This window comes from Proteus penneri (assembly GCF_022369495.1).
GTDB classification, from domain to species: domain Bacteria; phylum Pseudomonadota; class Gammaproteobacteria; order Enterobacterales; family Enterobacteriaceae; genus Proteus; species Proteus penneri.
On record NZ_CP059690.1, the window covers coordinates 1,906,237 to 1,923,815 of the forward strand.

The following is a 17,579-nucleotide window of genomic DNA, read 5'->3' on the forward strand; positions in this document are numbered from 1 at the left end:
CTATGGAACAGCTTCCTTCCTTTTCCAGCCAAGGTGCGGTAAATACTACCGCACCCGCTACAACACAAACAGTTCAAACACCTACACAACCGTTGCCTGTAGGTCAAAGCCTTGCTCAAGTTAGCACGGCACTTGCAGGCATCATCGTTCTTATTATTGTTGCTATGTGGTTATTTCGCCGTTTTGGCTTTAGCCGAGGTTCATTTAAAGGAACAACAGCACAACTTAGCGTCAAAGCAAGTTGTTCATTAGGTGCGAAAGAACGTGTGGTGGTGGTTGAAATAGAACAGGAATGGCTCGTATTAGGGGTAACTGCATCGCAGGTAAATCTGCTGCATAAATTACCCGTTCCTGATAAAGCCTCGCAGGAAGCGACCTCATCACCAACATCACCCTTGTTTACTCAAATATTACAAAAAACGCTAAAGCGAGATAAAGGCAACTCATAATGCATCAGTGTGTCACTTTTTTTAACGCATTAAAGCGTTGGCGTCTCTTCGCTAGTGTGCTGGTTTTACTCTTGTTACCTACCAGTGCGTTTGCCCAATTTCCGGGTATTATTACACAGCCTTTACCGGGTGGAGGTCAAAGTTGGTCACTGCCAGTACAAACCTTAATCTTCATTACAGCATTAGGCTTTATTCCTGCTGTTTTGCTGATGATGACAAGTTTTACCCGTATTATTATTGTCCTTGGATTATTACGTAATGCTTTAGGTACACCTTCTGCCCCGCCAAACCAAGTAGTTCTTGGTTTAGCATTATTTATGACATTTTTCATTATGGCACCCGTTTTTGATAAAATTTATCAAGATGCCTATATGCCATTTACTGAAGATCAAATTACCTTTGAGCAAGCCTTAGAAAATGGTTCAAAACCTCTACGTCAGTTTATGATGCAACAAACTCGTGAAACTGACTTGGCTCTGTTTGCTCGTCTTGCCGATGCACCTGCATTTGAAACTCGCGAAAGTGTACCTATGCGTATTTTGGTACCTGCATATATTACCAGTGAACTAAAAACCGCTTTTCAAATCGGTTTTATGATTTTTATTCCTTTTCTTATTATCGACTTAGTTGTCGCCAGTGTGTTGATGGCGCTAGGTATGATGATGGTGCCACCAGCCACAGTTTCATTGCCATTTAAACTGATGCTTTTTGTTTTAGTCGATGGCTGGCAATTAATACTAGGCTCGCTTGCACAAAGCTTTTTTAATTAGCGCAGAGGTAACCCCATGACACCAGAATCCGTCTTAGCACTAGGTACTGAAGCGATGAAAATCGCTTTATCACTAGCAGGCCCTCTTTTATTGTCCGCTCTGGTAACGGGTCTTGTGATCAGTATGCTTCAAGCTGCAACACAAATAAACGAAATGACATTATCGTTTATTCCAAAAATTCTTGCTGTATTAGTCGCTATTTTAGTTGCGGGTCCTTGGATGTTAAGTTTACTTGTCGATTATATGCATAACCTATTTACAGGCATTCCAGGGATGATTGGTTAATAGCAATGATAACCCTGACCAGTGAAATGCTTAGCGGCTACATTAGTGATTTTTTCTGGCCATTTGTGCGAATACTCGCCCTTTTTAGCACCGCACCGCTATTTAGTGAAAAACAAACACCTAAAAAATTTCGTATTGCACTCGCTTTTTTAATTACTGCATTAGTCGCACCAGGCTTACCGCAAAGTCATGTGCCTTTATTCTCGCTTATTGCCTTTTGGGTACTGTTACAACAAATTTTGATTGGCACCATTCTCGGGTTATCAATGCAGTTGGCGTTCGCTTCTGTTCGTCATGCTGGTGAAGTGATTGGTTTACAGATGGGGCTTTCATTCGCTACCTTTGTCGATCCATCAGGTGGCCCTAACATGCCTATTCTGGCACGTATTTTTAATATGCTAACAATGCTATTATTTATGGTCTTCGACGGTCATTTATGGCTATTATCTATATTAGTTGATACATTCTATGTTGTTCCTATTGGAAATCAGACCTTTAACTCATTAGGCATATTAACTTTAGTTCAAAGTGGTGGGACTATATTTATCAACGGTATGATGTTAGCCATGCCATTAATCACTCTACTTTTAGTGCTCAACCTTTCATTAGGTATTTTAAACCGTATGACACCACAGCTTTCTGTTTTTGTGGTCGGTTTCCCACTAACATTAACCATTGGTATGCTAGCGCTATCAATGATCATGCCCGCTCTTCCTGTCTTTACTGAGCGTGTCTTTAGCGATACATTTAATCGCATCACCTTAATACTACAGCAGCTGGTTTCTTGACATAAGACTGATTAAAAATACATACGATGGGCCTTTTCAATAATAAAATTGACAAAAGGCACTTTTATTAAACATTAACATTATTATTGACAACACATTCATACTTGAATTAATGAGAATATTTATTTCATATAAAGCCATATATTAAATTTTCATAGACAATAATAATTCGCTATAAAATAATTTATTTATTAGTTATTTAATTAAAAAGAATAAAAATAAAAGCCATACCTATTTCTACATTTTTTTATTTTCATACTCTCGTATAACATGACAATAAAAATCCTCCCAGTTTTTATCTAGCGTTTGTAATATGAAATATAATGTTTCAATATTAACACTCGTCTCTGCATTTTCATATCTTGATATTTGTTGCTGACTGACATTCAATAGTAGCCCTAATTGCTCACCTGACAATGATTTATTTATACGCGCTTTTTTTATATACTTCCCGATTATTTTACGTAATGGTTCGTTACAATGCTTTCTCATATTAATAACCTATTCTTTTATATATCATTGAATAAAATTTATAGAAAATAAAAATATAATCATTCTAATTTAGAAAACCTAACATTTCTAAATTTTCACTTAAAATACAATTTTATATATTTATAATTATTTATTATTAGAAAAATAAATTTTTTACAATATAAATTTATAAATATTCACTGTAAATACGCTATTATCAATCAATAACTCAACGCTTGATAGGATACATCTATTAATCTATCAAAATAGATCGTTATACACTATTAAAAATAGTTAAAAAAACTTATTTATCAAATAGATAATTAAATACAGAAGAGAAAATTATCCTTTTTTCATAAATATTAGCTTTACTTAATCTTTAATGACTTATTTTTAAACAAAACTTAAAGAATAATAACTAATTTTATATCGAATTAATGAATAAAATATATATCAAGAATAAAATAAAAATAATATCCATTGACTTATCCGAATGAATTATAATTGATCATCCTTAAAAGAACGTCTTTATTAGATATTCTTTTTCCTTTTTAAATCAATAATGTAAATTAAAAAAAGAAAATCATATTATGACGAGTGATAAATTAACTTATATAGTTTATACACACAACGACTCCTGTTAGGATTTATCTCAATTGAAGTTTAATAACGATATTACTTTCAAAGTTGGAATGTTAAAACAAAAAAACAAATAACATACGTAAAATAAGATGATAAGAAATCGAGTTTATTCTGCAAGGAATATCCACACAAAAAGGCAGGATATAAAATTAGATGTGGTAAAATCACATTAGATAACTGGATAAAGCAAAGGAATTTAAAAAACAATGACGAGGTACATCTCATATTTTGTCGTTTATAAATAAAATAATTACTATTTTATCTAGACTTACTGTTAATATCATTTCAATGGGAAAGGCCTTGATGCTAATTTATTATGAAAAGTAGTTTCACAATATTTCATATTGCCAAAAATATTGGCGTCAAGCTAATTATGATTGATACCTTTATAAAAAATATAAAACGGCTTTATCATGGTTTTGAAGTTTCATCAGCAAAACACTTTATTTCTAATATTAAAAAAATGAACTTATCAATTGTATTCAATAAACAATAAAAAAAACTCCCCTGATAAATCAATATCAGGGGAGATATCAAAATGTCGCGAAAAAGTACGATAAAAATTAGCGATACATCTTGAACATCGACATCTCTTTCATGTCGTTAAAAACTTTATAAGAAGCCTGTAAGACAGACTCTTCTTGATAATAATCAGAAATTGCTTGTGTCCAATCTAAGTCACGCAACTCGCTTAAACGTTTTGCATTTCTTAAAGAGGTATCTGCCCCCAAATCATCTAAATTATCAAGCTCTTGAAGTTGTAAACCTAATTTGGCTTCTACACTAGAAATGTTATTTAAAGTTGCACGGTTAACACGGTTTGCAGCATCAATTTTATCTAATGCTGCATCACGATCTGCTTGTGGTTTACCTGTTAAAGGTTCACGTAACGCTGTAATAGCATTATCAAGTGCATTAAAAATATCAGGCTCTGTCCCTTTACCACCTGAAGATTGTAATGTTTCAATTCCAGTGAAGTTGGTCGTCATTTCAATATTGCTATCTACTTTTTGGGTAATTTGCTTGTCGCCACCTTGATAGGTGATTTTACCCGTTGCATCAGCAACAAAAGGCGGTTTATCTGATTGGAAACCGGCAAAAATATAACGCCCCACACCATCTTTTGTATTACCAATACCCACTAATTGATCTTTTAAACCTTGTAATTGATCAGCAAGAGATGAACGGTCTTCATCACTAAGCGTGGCGTCATTACCCGCAGCAACCAGTGTTTCTTGAATTTTGGTGGTGATATTCACCATTTGACTCGCTAAACTCATTTGCAATGACATGCTGTTTTTTGCAAATCCGCGCGCTGTTGCATACTGTTGGTTACGTGATTCAGATTGTTTCACCATTACCGCTTGAGAAGCCGCCATGGGATCATCTGAAGGCTTTTCAACGCGACGACCACTTGAAATTTTATTTCCTTCAGTCATCCATTTGCTTTGCGAGCCAGTGATATTATCCACACGCTGACTAAAAATTTGATTTGAACTTAAACGCACCGTGTTATTCCTTATTCTGATGAAGGGTTACTTAGAAAACTTGCATAATCGCATCAAACATACTGTTTGCAGTTTGAATAACTTTCGCATTTGCCATGTAGTATTCTTGAATGCGATACATCTCACCGTACTCTTCATCCAAGTTCACACCAGAAACAGACTGCTGTTGTTCGACAATACTTTTAGTGATAGAAACCTGAGCATCAAAATCAACTTGCGCGGTATTCACTTTATTACCCACCATACTGATCAGTGAGCCATAACCACCTGCAATCGTTGTTTTACCATCAATCACTTTTTGGTCTGGTAAATCAAACAATTTTTTCATGTTTTCGTTATCACTTGGTGCCGTTGTTCCATCCGCGTTTAGCGAGCCAGCTGCCGCTATCTTGCTTGGATCAGTCACTGCAACTTCCATACCGGCAATGACATTACCGACAGATTGAACAATAATAGAATCTTCTTTTTGTGCTGTACCATTGATTTTGATACTCATGCCTTCGAATTCTAATTCGCCCGTTGCGCTTACTTTTGCATTAACTTTACGACCGCCCGGCTCTACCGTAACATCCCACTTACTACCATCATATTTAACAGTATAATCAGCCGCTTTCACTGCTTTGGTATCGGTATATTTGACATCAAAGGTAGCGTCACCTTTATTCTTACCGTTAGGCATAACATGAGCGCCACCAAGTTCGAAGAACTTCTCACCGTTTTTACCATCTAAATCAAAACCTTGCTCATGCTGCTTATTAAATTGATCACCTAATACTAACGCTAATTGATTTAATTGGTTACGGCTTGGATCTAACACTTCTTCACGGCTACGATACGCGCCGCCAAGTTCGCCACCTTTAATGCGTTTTGCATCCACTTCGCGAACTTCATCAATGCCATTACTATAACCAAGAACAAGACGTTCACTATTTTTATTAGATGGAATAGCAGAAACTTCATAAGAGCGAGTACCAGATACTAATGGCAGACCATTAGCAAACGTGACGTTAACAAAACCACCATCTTGTTGAGTCACTTGAACATCAACCAGTGTGTTTAACTCTTGAATTAAACGATCACGTTGGTCTAATAAGTCGTTAGGATCAGCGCCATTGAAGCCTTTAGAACGACTAATTTCGTTATTTAGTTTTGCGATCTGTTTTGTATATTCATTGATATTTTTAGAGGTATTTGTCACCTGACTATTAATATCTTTTTCTAAATCACGCAATGATTGGTCTGCTTTAGCAAACATATTCACCATGGCTTCCGCTTTACCAATTACCGTTGTACGCGCAGGGTTGTCTTCGGCATTATTGGTTACGTTTGGTAAGCTAGTAAAAAATTCGTCAATCGCACTGGAAACGTCATTTCCTTTATCTGCTAACAAATCATTGATTTGTGAGATATTTTTGGTATAGCTATTAAGTGCGCTTTGTTTTGACATTGCACGGTTCATTTGACCGGCAAGAAATTCGTTATACTCACGATGAATACGGCTAACATTAACACCATTACCGATATAACCATTACCGGTCATTGTGCCGCTGTTTTCATTAAAAACAGTCATTTGACGGTTGTACCATTTTACATTTTGGTTAGCGATGTTATTACTCACAGTGCTCATCGCAGCTTGTGCCGCATTAAGTCCGCTCATCGCTGTATTAATTAAACTGTTGGACATTTGTCTATCCTTTTACGTTTAGTCATCACCCGTATGCACGGAGCATAGCTGGCAAGTTGGAATGAATGCTCTGGTCTTTATTATCGGTACTTCCCCTCTAAACTTGAGGGGAAAGCATTAAAATAGATCGCTTAAATCGTGAGTATAAGTTTTAGCAACTTGCTCACCGCTTCCTTTTAATTGACCAATGATTGAAACCAGTTTTTTCGCATAACCTGGATCGGTGGCATAACCCGCTTCTTGGATGCGATAAGCAGCTTGTTCTGGGGTTTGAGCTTGAGGTACTTTTGCGTAACGAGGACTTTCAGTAATCAATCGGAGATAATCTTGAATGGCTTCAACATAAGAGCCATAAACGCGGAAATTATCCCGCATTTTAATTGACTTACCGTCAATTACTTCAGTTGTCATGATATTTGTGACAGGCCCTTTCCAGCGACTTCCTGCTTTAATACCAAACAGGTTATAACTTGGTTTACCATCACCCGTTAGGATCTCACGTTTTCCCCAGCCTGATTCAAGCGCGGCTTGAGCAACAACTAAAAGATGGTGTACACCCGTGCCTTCTGTCGCTTGTTTAGCAGGCCCTAACAATTTTGATGCAAAAGAAGCACTGCTTTCAGATAACCCTTTAAGCTTACCAATCGTACTTTCAATTGCATTTTGATAAGGCTGCATTGCACGATAAATTTGCCCCAAAGCTTGTGTTGGCATGGATTGAAAAATATCACTGCCATCTAATGGCATTGGTGTTTTACCCGCCATTTCACTTGGATCCATCGTGACTTTGGCAGAAAGTTGTTTTTCTATCATGTCAGCAAAGCCCAAGCCTTTTTGTGATAGGTCTTGAGCGATTTGTTGATCATAAAGTGAGGTGTACATCTTGGTACTTTCTGAATTAAACATGCTTTCTTGAGGTATTGCATCGCGCATGCTCTTTAACATCATTTGAACAAAAACACCTTCAAGTTGTTGCGCCACTTGGCGCAACCCTTGCTGATCAGCATTTTGTCCAACCTGATATTTAAGTTTATTCAATGCATTGCTGTCATATGCCGGAGTAGAAACGTTCGGCATTGAAGAAAGCAGAGATAAATCTTTCATCAGATAATCTCCAATCTCGCACGTAAGCAACCCGCGCTTTCCATTGCCTGCAATATCGACATTAAATCAGTTGGTGTTGCACCTAATGCATTTAATGTACGAACCACTTCGTTTAGGCTTGCGCTTGCATTCACTTGCTGTAATGAGCCACCTTGTTCACTCATATTCACGCTAGTATTCCGTGTTACAACAGTGCTACCACCCGCAAATGGAGTATTAGGTTGGCTTACATTGACTTGGCTATTAACCGTAACGGAAAGGTTGCCTTGTGCAATCGCACAACTTCCTAATGTCACATCACGATTCATCACAACTGAACCCGTTCTGGCATTAATGATCACTTTCGCATCAGCAACAACACGTTTAATTTCAAGGTTCTGAACTTCAGCCAAGAAACGGACTTGTTCGCTTTTACCAATAGGAACACGTAATTGAACGGTACGAGCATCTAAAGGAATAGCCGTTCCCACACCACGTAATTTATTAACGGTATCAGAGATATGTTGTGCCAATGTGAAGTTTTCTTCATTTAGTTGTAGATTTAGCAGACCTGTTTGGCCAAATTGCGAAGGCAACTCACGTTCAATGATAGCGCCACTACTAATGCGCCCACCCGCTAGCTGGTTAACTTTAACACTATTACCCCCCGCAGATGCGCCTGCTCCTCCGACAACAATATTGCCTTGTGCTAAAGCATAAATCTGATTATCAACACCTTTTAATGGTGTCATCAGCAACGTACCACCACGTAAGCTTTTGGCATTACCTAAGGATGAAACAACGACGTCGATTGATTGCCCTGTACGACCAAAAGGCGGTAATTTTGCTGTTACCATCACCGCAGCAACGTTTTTCAATTGCATATTGGTGCCGGGTGGTACTGTGATCCCCAATTGTGAGAGCATGTTATTCAGACTTTGTGTGGTAAACGGGGTTTGCATTGTTTGGTCACCCGTTCCATCTAATCCCACGACCAAACCATAACCAATCAGCGCATTTTCTCTTACCCCTTCAACAGAGGTGAGATCTCTGATCCGTTCGGCATGAGCGGAAAAACCGACACATGTCATCACGATAAAGAAAAGGCTCATCGCTATTTTTTTCATCTGGATCCTACTCATTAAAAAGGTGATACATTTAAGAAGAAGCGTTGTAGCCATCCCATAGATTGAGCTTCATTGATATAACCGTCTCCGATATATTCAATACGAGCATCAGCAACTTGGGTTGAATTTACGGTATTGGAACCACTAATTGTTCTTGGATTCACCACACCTGAAAAACGGATAAATTCAGTACCTTGATTGATAGCAATTTGCTTTTCACCAATAACGTGCAGGTTACCATTGGCAAGAAGCTGATCGACGGTAACAGTAATGGTGCCTTTAAAGGTATTGTTCGCATTTGCGCCACCTTTACCGCCAAAGTCACTGTTTCCTTCCATTCCCATATCAGCGCGATTATTACCAAACAACCCTTCTAAGAATCTTGGGGTGATCGAAGCAAGGAACCCAGCTTTACCATTACGGCTTGCATTAGCAGATGAGTTTTTGCTTGCACTGACATTTTCTTGCAACGTGATCGTCAGCGTGTCACCTATATTTCGAGGGCGTCTATCTTCAAATAAAGGTTGATAGCCAAAATAAACAGGCTGAGTTGCCTGAAAAATAGAGCCATTTGGTGCAGGTGCTGTTGGTGCCGTTGGAACCGCCGTTGTGTTACCTTCTACCAACGGTTTTTTCGGTATATGTGCGCATCCCGCCAGTGTCAGTACCAACAGGGCGGTACCTAAACGTTGATGACGACGCCATCTGACACTAAGCTTTCTTGCCCCAGAATTGTCAGTAATGACCTTTGTATCCATCTTCGATACTCTTTTAGTAATATGCCTGACAGGAAACCCTGTCAGGCTAATGAACAAACGAAATTAGAGTTGCGTTAGTTTCTGTAACATCTGATCAGATGTTGAAATTGCTTTACTGTTAATTTCATAAGCACGTTGAGTCTGGATCATATTGACCAACTCTTCAGCTACATTAACGTTAGAGGTTTCAACATATCCCTGATACAACAAGCCTGCGCCGTTGATACCTGGAGCATTTTCAGTCGGTGCGCCAGAACTTGCGGTTTCTAAGTACAAGTTTTCACCGACACTTTCTAATCCGCTGTCATTAATAAAGGTTGTTAGCGTCAATTGCCCCACTTGTTGTGGTGCTGGTGAACCTTCAATTTCAACACTAACAGTACCATCACGACCAATCATGACCTTTTTCGCCGTTTCAGGCAGAATAATTGCTGGAACGACTTGGAAACCACTGGTTGTCACTAATTGCCCATTTTGATCCATTTGAAAAGAACCATCACGGGTATAAGCGTCTGTGCCATCAGGTAACTGAACATGGAAGAAACCCTGTCCTTTAATCGCCACATCACGAGTACCATTAGTTTGAGCCAAGTTACCTTGACTATGTAAACGCTCAGTAGCAACAGGACGAACCCCCGTACCAATTTGTAAACCTGACGGTGCATTCGTCTGTTCAGAAGTCATCGCCCCCGGTTGACGGATTGTTTGATACAGTAAATCTTCGAAAACCGCACGTTGACGTTTAAAGCCATTGGTGCTGACGTTCGCGAGGTTGTTGGAAATCACATCCATGTTTGTCTGTTGTGCATCCAACCCAGTTTTAGCAATCCATAAAGAACGGATCATGGTTTTCCCCTTACACTATTTAACTCAGTGATAGCAATTGGTTAGCTCGTTGCGCATTATCGTCAGCGCTATGAATAACCTTCATTTGCATTTCAAAACGTCTTGCGTTTGCTATCATATCGACCATGGCTTCTGCTGGATTAACATTACTGCCTTCTAACACACCAGCTAACACCTTCACGCTATCATCCGCAGGTAATTCCGCACCTGCACGTGCAACGCCGTTCGGTGATAAATGGAATAAACCATCATCGCCACGAACTAAATCGTTTTGCTCTGGTTTTACCATTTTCAAACGACCAATCTGACCCAACATTTTTGGCGGATCAGTCGGCACATGCGCAGTCACAATACCGTTATTGGCAATACTGACATCTGCTTGAGGAGGTACTTCAATCGCACCGTTATCCCCCATTAACAAACGCCCTTGTACCATCAACATGCCGTCAGCGTTACGTTGGATATTCCCGTTTCGGGTATAGGCTTCAGTACCATCTTCAAGTTGAACCGCTAAATAGCCGTTATCACTTAACGCAACGTCCATTGATCTGCCGGTATAGTTCATCGTTCCTTGACTCTGATCGCTACCAGGCGTTGAGGCTACCGTTAATGTACGAGTTGGTAAGGTATCGCCATTGACAGGTACGGCTCGCATTGCACTAAGCTGCGCTTTGAATCCCGGCGTTGATGCGTTTGCTAAGTTGTTCGCCACGACAGCTTGATTTTCCATCGAGTGTCTGGCGCCGCCCATCGCGGTATAAATCACATGATCCATAACAGATTATTTCCGGCGTTATTAGCGCAAGCTAACCAGAGTCTGCAGGATCTGATCCTGAGTCTTAATGGTTTGTGCGTTTGATTGATAGTTACGTTGAGCAACGATCATATTGACTAACTCTTGGCTCATATCCACGTTAGACGCTTCTAATGCGTTATTGGTTAATTTGCCGAATACACCAGAGCCAGCAACACCGACGATTGGCGAACCTGAACCGTTAGTTTCAGACCACATGTTGTCGCCTTGTGAGCTTAAGCCGCCAGCGTTTGCAAAGTTAGCTAATGCGATTTGGCCAACAACTTGGCTTTGTTGGTTTGAGTAGGTCGCCATAATGGAGCCGTCTTGCTCAATACGGAAGTTGGTGAATTCACCCGCTTGGTAACCGTTTTGTGCCAGTTTAGAAACACTTGATTCGGCTACTTTTTGTTGAGTACTGCCTGTAAAGTTCATCGCCATATCCATGGTTTCTGAACCTTTATAAGACACAGTAGTGAAATTTTTAATGCTAGTTGCCGTTTCGTCTAGTACACCATTATTTTTATAAACTAACTTGCCTAGATTTTGAGCTGGCTCACCTGTTGTAGAGTCTTGAGCATGAACTTCCCATTCATTATCTTTTGTTTTCACAAAGAATAAGTTCAAGTTATGTTCATTACCTAAGCTATCATAAGTTGTTACGTTAGTACTGAAGTTATAAGAGTCATTATCTTTAGGATTAAACGCATGAGTCGTTTGGTCAATTGGCTCTTCAGCTGAGTTCAAGTTAACCGTCATATCCACTTTATCGGTTGCACTTGCATTCATCATATCCGTAGGAATAACGATAGGTGTTGGCGTTGCCCCTTTTTGAACCACGTTTTTACCATCAACGCTTTGTACTGGATAACCTGTTACACGCATACCTTGCATGTTAGTCAGAAAACCATTTTTATCTTTACCAAATTCACCATTACGTGAATAGAAAACGCCGCCGTTTTGATCTTCAATACGGAAAAAACCACCACCAGAAATCGCCACGTCTGTTGGACGGTTAGTGGTTGTGATACTACCGTCTTTAAAGTTTTGGCTAATACCCGCCACTTTAACCCCCAGACCTGCACCTGAACCAGCGAATACGTCTGCAAAAGAAACGCTTGCGCCTTTAAAACCGTAGGTTGCGGAGTTAGAAATATTATTACCGATAGTATCTAAGTTAGCGGCTGCTGCGTTTAAACCACTTACTGCTTGTGAAAAGGACATGCGCCCTCCAAGTTGAATATGTGTTAGTTAAAGAACCTGACGAATTTCATCCAATGAAACGGTATTACCTAAGCCAACATCAAGGCGGGCACCACCATCCACCATGGACACACTATTCACCAGCGCATAATTCAGTGTCTTAACAGGGACCTGAGCATCATTAAGCGTGGCGTTAACGGTAAATTTATAACTGCCTGTTGGAACAGGATTGTCATCTTCATCAGTACAATCCCAAGAGAAGTTATAAACATCCGGTAGCATCTTTTTGTCCATTTGGATTGTACGAACGGTAACACCACTCGCATTGGTGATGTTTATCGTAAGAGAATCGGTTGGACTGAGTAATTCAAAACCAAAAGGTGTTGAAAAAAGGTGTTCATCGCTAGGCGTAGTTGGGTCAGTACCTTCTGATTTATACGTTCCCATTTGCTGGCGCGTTTTTTCATTTTGAGTATCAGGTGTTGGAATTGTGTCATCCCCGTTACCAGGTTTTTCAGTCTCACCTTTACCGTCAGTTGGCTGAAAGACAACAATTTTATTCCCAGAGACCATGACACCATGGCCAACTAAGGAAGATGCTCGCAATGCCTGACTTTGATCAATCTGACCAACAATGTTGTTCACTGTTTTATTCAGTGTTTCGATACCTTCAACGGTCGAAATTTGAGCTAACTGGGAGGTTAACTCATTATTTTGCATTGGATTTGTTGGGTCTTGGTTTTTCATCTGAGTGATGAGTAGTGTTAGGAAATTCCCTTTGATATCCTCACTACCACTTTTTTTCGTATGGTACGAAGAAGGTGCATCCCCGATAATGGTATTATCATAAGGTTCATTCATTGAGGCGGAAATACCCACAATTTATTCTCCCTATTGGCCTATCATCAGTGTTTTTTGCATCAGTGATTTGGCTGTGTTCATCACTTCGACGTTAGCTTGGTAGCTTCTTGATGCAGAAATGGTGTTAATCATTTCACCCACAACATCAACATTCGGCATACGGACATACCCTTTTTCATCGGCAAAAGGGTGTCCCGGCTGATATTCCATACGAAATGGAGCAGGATCATCCACCACTTCAGTGACACGAACACCACCAACTTCTTGGCCAGCAGGTGCGTTGACCTGAAAAACAACCTGTTTGGCACGATAAGGTTCACCATCTGGGCCCGCAACACTGTCGGCATTTGCCATATTGCTAGCGCTTACGTTTAAACGTTGAGATTGCGCTGAAAGTGCTGAACCTGAAATATCAAAAATACTAAATAAAGACATGCTCTTTACCCTACTGTTGCAATACAGCCATCATGCTTTTGACTTGCGAGTTAATAAATGTCACATCAGCCTGATACTTAAGGCTATTGTCAGCAAAATTACTACGTTCCATATCCATATCCACGGTATTACCATCCATCGCCGTTTGATGAGGTACGCGATAGAGTAAGTCTGCTTCTAAGCGATAACCGGGTTTGATCGGGATATGGCGCTCTGATGTCATCGCCAATTGCATGCCATGACTACCAGTACGTCCGTTTTCAATGGTTTTCTTCAATTCGGAAGCAAAATCAATATCACGAGCCTGAAAGCCTGGGGTGTCTGCGTTAGCGATATTCGCAGCGAGAATTTCTTGGCGTTTATTGCGTATTGAGAGCGCTTCTTGTTGAAAATGAAACGTATTTTCTAATTTATCGAGCATCTTCTATCCTTGGTGGCTAAGCCACTTACCTCAGCTGATAAAACAATTTCAGTTGACAGAATAAACGCTCAAAAAAAAGATGATTGGAGGAATAGGCGTAAATTGGATTGCTATTTATGCGTTTAAGGCATGCAAAGTCGCTGTACACTGTTGTTGCTAAATAATGACAAACGCACAATTAGCATCAACTCTGTAAGGTGATACAAACTATGTTAGTTAAAACTCTTATCGGTCTGTTTTCTTTTTTCTTTATGGTGAATGTGAGTATTGCGAAATCACTTCCTGAAGAACTACAAGATTTCTTTGTCGCGCTTCATCAACAAGGCGATAAAGTGACAGTCACAGTTTTAACACCGGAAGAGAAATGGCCAGTGTGTCAAACACAAGCGATCCAACGCCATGCAGGCTCTCGTAATTGGGGGCGGCTTTCGATTCCCATTCAATGTGATAAACAACGTCGTTTTATTCAAGTTGATGTGAGTGTAACGGGTAAATATTTAGTCGCCAAAAAAGACATCAATCGTGATGATGCGATTGAAACGGCATCAGTCAGCATGATAACAGGTGAATTAGAAAAGCAACCTTATGACGTATTACGTGATCCTACGTTAATTAAAAATGCCATTGCTATGCGCCAAATTTCTGCCGGAAAACCTATCACATCGACCATGATCCGTCGCCCTTGGGCTATTTTGGCAGGTCAAACCGTTACTGTTTTTGCACAAGGCGATCATTTTCAAATTCGCTATGAAGGCAAGGCAATCAACAATGCTGTTGCCAATGAAACGATTCGAGTTAGAGTGAAATCAGGCCAAATCGTCATTGGAGAAGCTCTTGAAAATGGCTCTGTTCGCATCCCTCTTTAATAAATAAAAAAGCTGATAAGCAGAATAAGCCCCTATTGAATTGCTTGTTAGCCGTTTCAGTTATGACAAGCCAATGTAAACTCTTTTGCGCTACATTTTTTACTCTAAATAATTTAAAGCATCTAATATAGATACTCTAAATAATTCAAGTTGTAGCTAGGCGACAAATGAACGAATCGCTAGGAGCATACATAAGTATGTGACTAGTGTGAGTGAATGCGGTCAACAACGCTACGGCTTGAAGTATGACGAGTATGATGAATATGACGACTAAGATTAAAGTTTTTGATTCAATAGCCGATATAAAGAACCAAGATGATAGGCGAAAACACATAGGTTGTTTTACAATGGCTTCATCTGACTATTAATTGATGCCTAACAAAGGATTTTCCTATGAGTATTGAACGCGCAAATCCACTGCTTCCGATTAACGCAATTGCACAACGTAACCCAAGTGAAATCACTCAGGGCTCACGTAAGTCGGGAACAACTGAACAAAAAGCTACAACAGGTGACACGTCTGTAAAACTAAGTGAAGCGCAGAAAAAACTTGTTCAACCTGGCAATAAAGACATTAACGTTGAGAAAGTTGCTCGCTTAAAAGAAGCAATTGCCAACGGAACATTAACCATGGACAGCGGTAAAATTGCGGATGCTCTTTTCCGTGAAGCTGCTGAAAGCATAACTCAATAATATTTTAATGATTATGATGGAAGAACTCCGCCAGACTTTAGATCTTCAATTATCACAGCTTAATACCATTGCGAGTATTTTACGTGCTGAACAACAGTTATTATGCGCTGGTAATATTGATATCAATGCCCTACACGAAGTAACTGAACAGAAGAATTTTGTCTTGTCGGCTTTAGGTCATACAGACCAACAGCGTCATACGCTAAGCCTACAAGCCGGTGTAGAAAAACCTTATGCAGGGTTGCCATTCTTATCTGATTTATGGACACAGATAATAGACATCACGGCGGAGTTAAGACATCTGAATCAACATAACGGATTACTACTTGATCAACACATCTCTCGTAATAGTGATGCTATCCGTTTTTTGCAGAAGAACCACAGCCCAACCCTTTATGGTTCTGATGGGCAAGCACAACGTTCAATATTAGCTGGGCGAAAAATCCAAGTATAAAATTTAAAGAAAATAACAGTCCTTGCATTATATCAACATAATACAAGGACTATTTTATGCAGCCTATTATTTTTACTTATATAGTAACTATAAAATAAGTATTAAATTAATGTTACACGTTAAATCGATAGTAATAATAAACATGATATTTTTATCATTACTTTTTAATTAAAGTTTATTAAAGATTTTTATGGTTGATATTTTTTATCTATAATAGTTGATGTACCTAATTGAAATTTCGGTTGTCCCTTTAATCCTGCTAGATCTTTTCCTGTTAACGCTATTTTATCTTTTTTATCAAAACTCCCGTACATCCCTTCTAACACAACACTACCTTCCCCATGGATTTTACCATCAATATTTATACGATGCAGAGAGGTAACATCAAGATAGCTTTTATTCAACGTAATGTTATTCATATCTATATAATTAACACGTGATATTAAATAGCTATTGTCGATAATATAATCGTTAAGTAACACCATATCTCCCGCATTAATAAATAAAGCACTATCTTTAACATAAAAAGATGATTTATCAGCACTAAAATAATACGTTGAAATATTTAACTTTGATTTTTTTACATCATCATAAGCTGTTTTATATAAATTTATATCTCTATTTAAATCTATAATTGAACCATTATGGTTACACCACGATCTGACATTTGCATTTAAAGATAAAGTATCAATATGACCATAATTATCAACCGTAGCACTATTCCCTTTTATCATCAAATACCGACTATTTAACGTTGCCTCGGGTTCTATTATCAACCTCCCTTTACTATTATAATTATTTAAATAGTTAAGATTAAATTTATCTAAACCGATATCAAAACGGATATATTCAGCATTAAAATCACCTTTATCCAGTGTTATATCATTAGATATGATATTTATATATTTAGGTGAAACGTCTTTATCATGACGATTGATATGCGTAAGCTTATTTCTAGGTAATTTATTGACAAAAGCAAAATCAACAGGATTATCTGTTATAGTAAATTCCTTAGAAAATTTCCCTACACTGCTACCAGAAATTAACTTAATATCATCAATTCCTGAGAAAGAGCAATCATAACAAGAAATTCCATTAGGGTTAGCTATAATTACTGTCGCCTTTTTTCCTTGTAACTCAAGATCACCATGCAACTCTGAACTTTCGTGAGAAACAACCTCATTAATAATTAATTCTGCTTTATCATTATCTAATGATAAACCATCATTATTAATATTAAAACGGTCGTAATAGATATGTGCTACATTATCTTGATTAGTGTTTATGATTTTAACTTGTGTTTTACCTATATCATCATTCATTGATACTTGTGCATCAGATAATGAATTAGCATTTAAAACAACATCTTGAGTAGCATAACAAGATACTGAAACAAATACAGATAATAATGAAAGAGTAAATAAAGGGATTTTTTTCATAGC

General features: G+C 38.6%; 21 protein-coding genes. 8 read left to right on the forward strand and 13 right to left on the reverse strand.

Going from position 1 to position 17,579, the window contains the following annotated elements:
- Positions 1 to 2: 2 nt before the first annotated feature.
- Genes fliO through fliR form a run of 4 tightly spaced genes read left to right on the forward strand, consistent with a single transcriptional unit; the run spans position 3 to position 2,292 of the window.
- Positions 3 to 449, forward strand: a complete 447-nt coding sequence (gene fliO, locus H1225_RS08700; protein WP_006533154.1) for a flagellar biosynthetic protein FliO — start codon at positions 3 to 5, stop codon at positions 447 to 449.
- Entirely contained in the window at positions 449 to 1,219 is a 771-nt protein-coding gene (gene fliP, locus H1225_RS08705; protein WP_006533155.1) for a flagellar type III secretion system pore protein FliP, read from the forward strand. Before fliO ends, fliP begins: the two co-directional genes overlap by 1 nt.
- 15 nt (positions 1,220 to 1,234) lie before the next feature.
- Complete coding sequence (gene fliQ / locus H1225_RS08710) at positions 1,235 to 1,504, forward strand: flagellar biosynthesis protein FliQ (protein ID WP_006533156.1); 270 nt, start codon at positions 1,235 to 1,237, stop codon at positions 1,502 to 1,504.
- A 5-nt stretch (positions 1,505 to 1,509) separates the two neighbouring features.
- Positions 1,510 to 2,292, forward strand: coding sequence for a flagellar biosynthetic protein FliR (fliR, locus tag H1225_RS08715; protein ID WP_072063103.1), 783 nt, complete (start codon positions 1,510 to 1,512; stop codon positions 2,290 to 2,292).
- Positions 2,293 to 2,529: 237 nt separating this feature from the next.
- On the opposite strand, the gene H1225_RS08720 is transcribed toward fliR, so the two are convergent.
- A complete protein-coding gene (locus H1225_RS08720; protein WP_161671122.1) occupies positions 2,530 to 2,784 on the reverse strand; it encodes a helix-turn-helix domain-containing protein in 255 nt (84 codons plus the stop codon).
- Between the two features lie 994 nt (positions 2,785 to 3,778).
- Here H1225_RS08720 and H1225_RS18430 point away from each other — a divergent pair.
- Complete coding sequence (locus tag H1225_RS18430; RefSeq protein WP_109847286.1) at positions 3,779 to 3,901, forward strand: hypothetical protein; 123 nt, start codon at positions 3,779 to 3,781, stop codon at positions 3,899 to 3,901.
- A 67-nt stretch (positions 3,902 to 3,968) separates the two neighbouring features.
- Here the strand turns inward: H1225_RS18430 and flgL are convergent, their stop codons facing one another.
- The 11 genes from flgL to flgB all read right to left on the reverse strand — a co-directional run bounded on the left by flgL (position 3,969) and on the right by flgB (position 14,124).
- The gene (gene flgL / locus H1225_RS08725) at positions 3,969 to 4,913 is read right to left on the reverse strand and encodes a flagellar hook-associated protein FlgL (protein ID WP_072063106.1); all 945 of its coding nucleotides are present in this window, start codon (positions 4,911 to 4,913) and stop codon (positions 3,969 to 3,971) included.
- A gap of 31 nt (positions 4,914 to 4,944) precedes the next feature.
- Complete coding sequence (flgK, locus tag H1225_RS08730; protein ID WP_109400750.1) at positions 4,945 to 6,597, reverse strand: flagellar hook-associated protein FlgK; 1,653 nt, start codon at positions 6,595 to 6,597, stop codon at positions 4,945 to 4,947.
- 117 nt (positions 6,598 to 6,714) lie between these two features.
- On the reverse strand, positions 6,715 to 7,701 hold the full coding sequence (gene flgJ, locus H1225_RS08735; RefSeq protein WP_109400751.1) for a flagellar assembly peptidoglycan hydrolase FlgJ: 987 nt from the start codon (positions 7,699 to 7,701) through the stop codon (positions 6,715 to 6,717).
- Positions 7,701 to 8,807, reverse strand: coding sequence for a flagellar basal body P-ring protein FlgI (locus H1225_RS08740; protein ID WP_115065467.1), 1,107 nt, complete (start codon positions 8,805 to 8,807; stop codon positions 7,701 to 7,703). Before H1225_RS08740 ends, flgJ begins: the two co-directional genes overlap by 1 nt.
- Before the next feature lie 14 nt (positions 8,808 to 8,821).
- The gene (locus tag H1225_RS08745; protein WP_006533166.1) at positions 8,822 to 9,565 is read right to left on the reverse strand and encodes a flagellar basal body L-ring protein FlgH; all 744 of its coding nucleotides are present in this window, start codon (positions 9,563 to 9,565) and stop codon (positions 8,822 to 8,824) included.
- Between the two features lie 63 nt (positions 9,566 to 9,628).
- Positions 9,629 to 10,411 (reverse strand): flagellar basal-body rod protein FlgG, encoded by a 783-nt coding sequence (gene flgG, locus H1225_RS08750; RefSeq protein WP_036935743.1) that lies wholly within the window; start codon positions 10,409 to 10,411, stop codon positions 9,629 to 9,631.
- Between the two features lie 19 nt (positions 10,412 to 10,430).
- The gene (locus tag H1225_RS08755; protein ID WP_109847283.1) at positions 10,431 to 11,186 is read right to left on the reverse strand and encodes a flagellar basal body rod protein FlgF; all 756 of its coding nucleotides are present in this window, start codon (positions 11,184 to 11,186) and stop codon (positions 10,431 to 10,433) included.
- Between the two features lie 21 nt (positions 11,187 to 11,207).
- On the reverse strand, positions 11,208 to 12,428 hold the full coding sequence (gene flgE / locus H1225_RS08760; protein WP_006533171.1) for a flagellar hook protein FlgE: 1,221 nt from the start codon (positions 12,426 to 12,428) through the stop codon (positions 11,208 to 11,210).
- 27 nt (positions 12,429 to 12,455) lie between these two features.
- On the reverse strand, positions 12,456 to 13,286 hold the full coding sequence (locus tag H1225_RS08765) for a flagellar hook assembly protein FlgD (protein WP_115065469.1): 831 nt from the start codon (positions 13,284 to 13,286) through the stop codon (positions 12,456 to 12,458).
- Positions 13,287 to 13,298: 12 nt separating this feature from the next.
- Positions 13,299 to 13,703 carry a flagellar basal body rod protein FlgC gene (gene flgC, locus H1225_RS08770; protein ID WP_006533173.1) on the reverse strand — a complete coding sequence of 135 codons (405 nt, stop codon included), beginning with the start codon at positions 13,701 to 13,703 and terminating at the stop codon, positions 13,299 to 13,301.
- Positions 13,704 to 13,713: 10 nt separating this feature from the next.
- A complete protein-coding gene (flgB, locus tag H1225_RS08775) occupies positions 13,714 to 14,124 on the reverse strand; it encodes a flagellar basal body rod protein FlgB (RefSeq protein ID WP_006533174.1) in 411 nt (136 codons plus the stop codon).
- Between the two features lie 209 nt (positions 14,125 to 14,333).
- Here flgB and flgA point away from each other — a divergent pair, with 209 nt between their 5' ends.
- The 3 genes from flgA (at position 14,334) to H1225_RS08790 (ending at position 16,137) form a co-directional block, all read left to right on the forward strand.
- A complete protein-coding gene (flgA, locus tag H1225_RS08780) occupies positions 14,334 to 14,990 on the forward strand; it encodes a flagellar basal body P-ring formation chaperone FlgA (RefSeq protein ID WP_006533175.1) in 657 nt (218 codons plus the stop codon).
- A 393-nt stretch (positions 14,991 to 15,383) separates the two neighbouring features.
- Complete coding sequence (flgM, locus tag H1225_RS08785; RefSeq protein ID WP_161671119.1) at positions 15,384 to 15,683, forward strand: flagellar biosynthesis anti-sigma factor FlgM; 300 nt, start codon at positions 15,384 to 15,386, stop codon at positions 15,681 to 15,683.
- A 13-nt stretch (positions 15,684 to 15,696) separates the two neighbouring features.
- Entirely contained in the window at positions 15,697 to 16,137 is a 441-nt protein-coding gene (locus tag H1225_RS08790; RefSeq protein ID WP_161671118.1) for a flagella synthesis protein FlgN, read from the forward strand.
- 188 nt (positions 16,138 to 16,325) lie between these two features.
- Here the strand turns inward: H1225_RS08790 and H1225_RS08795 are convergent, their stop codons facing one another.
- Positions 16,326 to 17,576 carry a filamentous hemagglutinin N-terminal domain-containing protein gene (locus H1225_RS08795; RefSeq protein ID WP_161671117.1) on the reverse strand — a complete coding sequence of 417 codons (1,251 nt, stop codon included), beginning with the start codon at positions 17,574 to 17,576 and terminating at the stop codon, positions 16,326 to 16,328.
- Between the last annotated feature and the right edge of the window lie 3 nt (positions 17,577 to 17,579).

What these genes read in the sequence shown, in the direction of transcription:
- H1225_RS18430 (WP_109847286.1), top strand. Translation starts at nt 3,779, where the DNA reads ATGATTGATACCTTTATAAAAAATATAAAACGGCTTTATCATGGTTTT.
- flgK (WP_109400750.1), bottom strand. Translation starts at nt 6,597, where the DNA reads ATGTCCAACAGTTTAATTAATACAGCGATGAGCGGACTTAATGCGGCA.
- fliO (WP_006533154.1), top strand. Translation starts at nt 3, where the DNA reads ATGGAACAGCTTCCTTCCTTTTCCAGCCAAGGTGCGGTAAATACTACC.
- H1225_RS08745 (WP_006533166.1), bottom strand. Translation starts at nt 9,565, where the DNA reads ATGGATACAAAGGTCATTACTGACAATTCTGGGGCAAGAAAGCTTAGT.
- fliQ (WP_006533156.1), top strand. Translation starts at nt 1,235, where the DNA reads ATGACACCAGAATCCGTCTTAGCACTAGGTACTGAAGCGATGAAAATC.
- fliP (WP_006533155.1), top strand. Translation starts at nt 449, where the DNA reads ATGCATCAGTGTGTCACTTTTTTTAACGCATTAAAGCGTTGGCGTCTC.
- H1225_RS08790 (WP_161671118.1), top strand. Translation starts at nt 15,697, where the DNA reads ATGATGGAAGAACTCCGCCAGACTTTAGATCTTCAATTATCACAGCTT.
- flgJ (WP_109400751.1), bottom strand. Translation starts at nt 7,701, where the DNA reads ATGAAAGATTTATCTCTGCTTTCTTCAATGCCGAACGTTTCTACTCCG.
- flgE (WP_006533171.1), bottom strand. Translation starts at nt 12,428, where the DNA reads ATGTCCTTTTCACAAGCAGTAAGTGGTTTAAACGCAGCAGCCGCTAAC.
- fliR (WP_072063103.1), top strand. Translation starts at nt 1,510, where the DNA reads ATGATAACCCTGACCAGTGAAATGCTTAGCGGCTACATTAGTGATTTT.
- flgB (WP_006533174.1), bottom strand. Translation starts at nt 14,124, where the DNA reads ATGCTCGATAAATTAGAAAATACGTTTCATTTTCAACAAGAAGCGCTC.
- H1225_RS08740 (WP_115065467.1), bottom strand. Translation starts at nt 8,807, where the DNA reads ATGAAAAAAATAGCGATGAGCCTTTTCTTTATCGTGATGACATGTGTC.
- H1225_RS08755 (WP_109847283.1), bottom strand. Translation starts at nt 11,186, where the DNA reads ATGGATCATGTGATTTATACCGCGATGGGCGGCGCCAGACACTCGATG.
- H1225_RS08720 (WP_161671122.1), bottom strand. Translation starts at nt 2,784, where the DNA reads ATGAGAAAGCATTGTAACGAACCATTACGTAAAATAATCGGGAAGTAT.
- flgM (WP_161671119.1), top strand. Translation starts at nt 15,384, where the DNA reads ATGAGTATTGAACGCGCAAATCCACTGCTTCCGATTAACGCAATTGCA.
- flgG (WP_036935743.1), bottom strand. Translation starts at nt 10,411, where the DNA reads ATGATCCGTTCTTTATGGATTGCTAAAACTGGGTTGGATGCACAACAG.
- H1225_RS08795 (WP_161671117.1), bottom strand. Translation starts at nt 17,576, where the DNA reads ATGAAAAAAATCCCTTTATTTACTCTTTCATTATTATCTGTATTTGTT.
- flgA (WP_006533175.1), top strand. Translation starts at nt 14,334, where the DNA reads ATGTTAGTTAAAACTCTTATCGGTCTGTTTTCTTTTTTCTTTATGGTG.
- flgC (WP_006533173.1), bottom strand. Translation starts at nt 13,703, where the DNA reads ATGTCTTTATTTAGTATTTTTGATATTTCAGGTTCAGCACTTTCAGCG.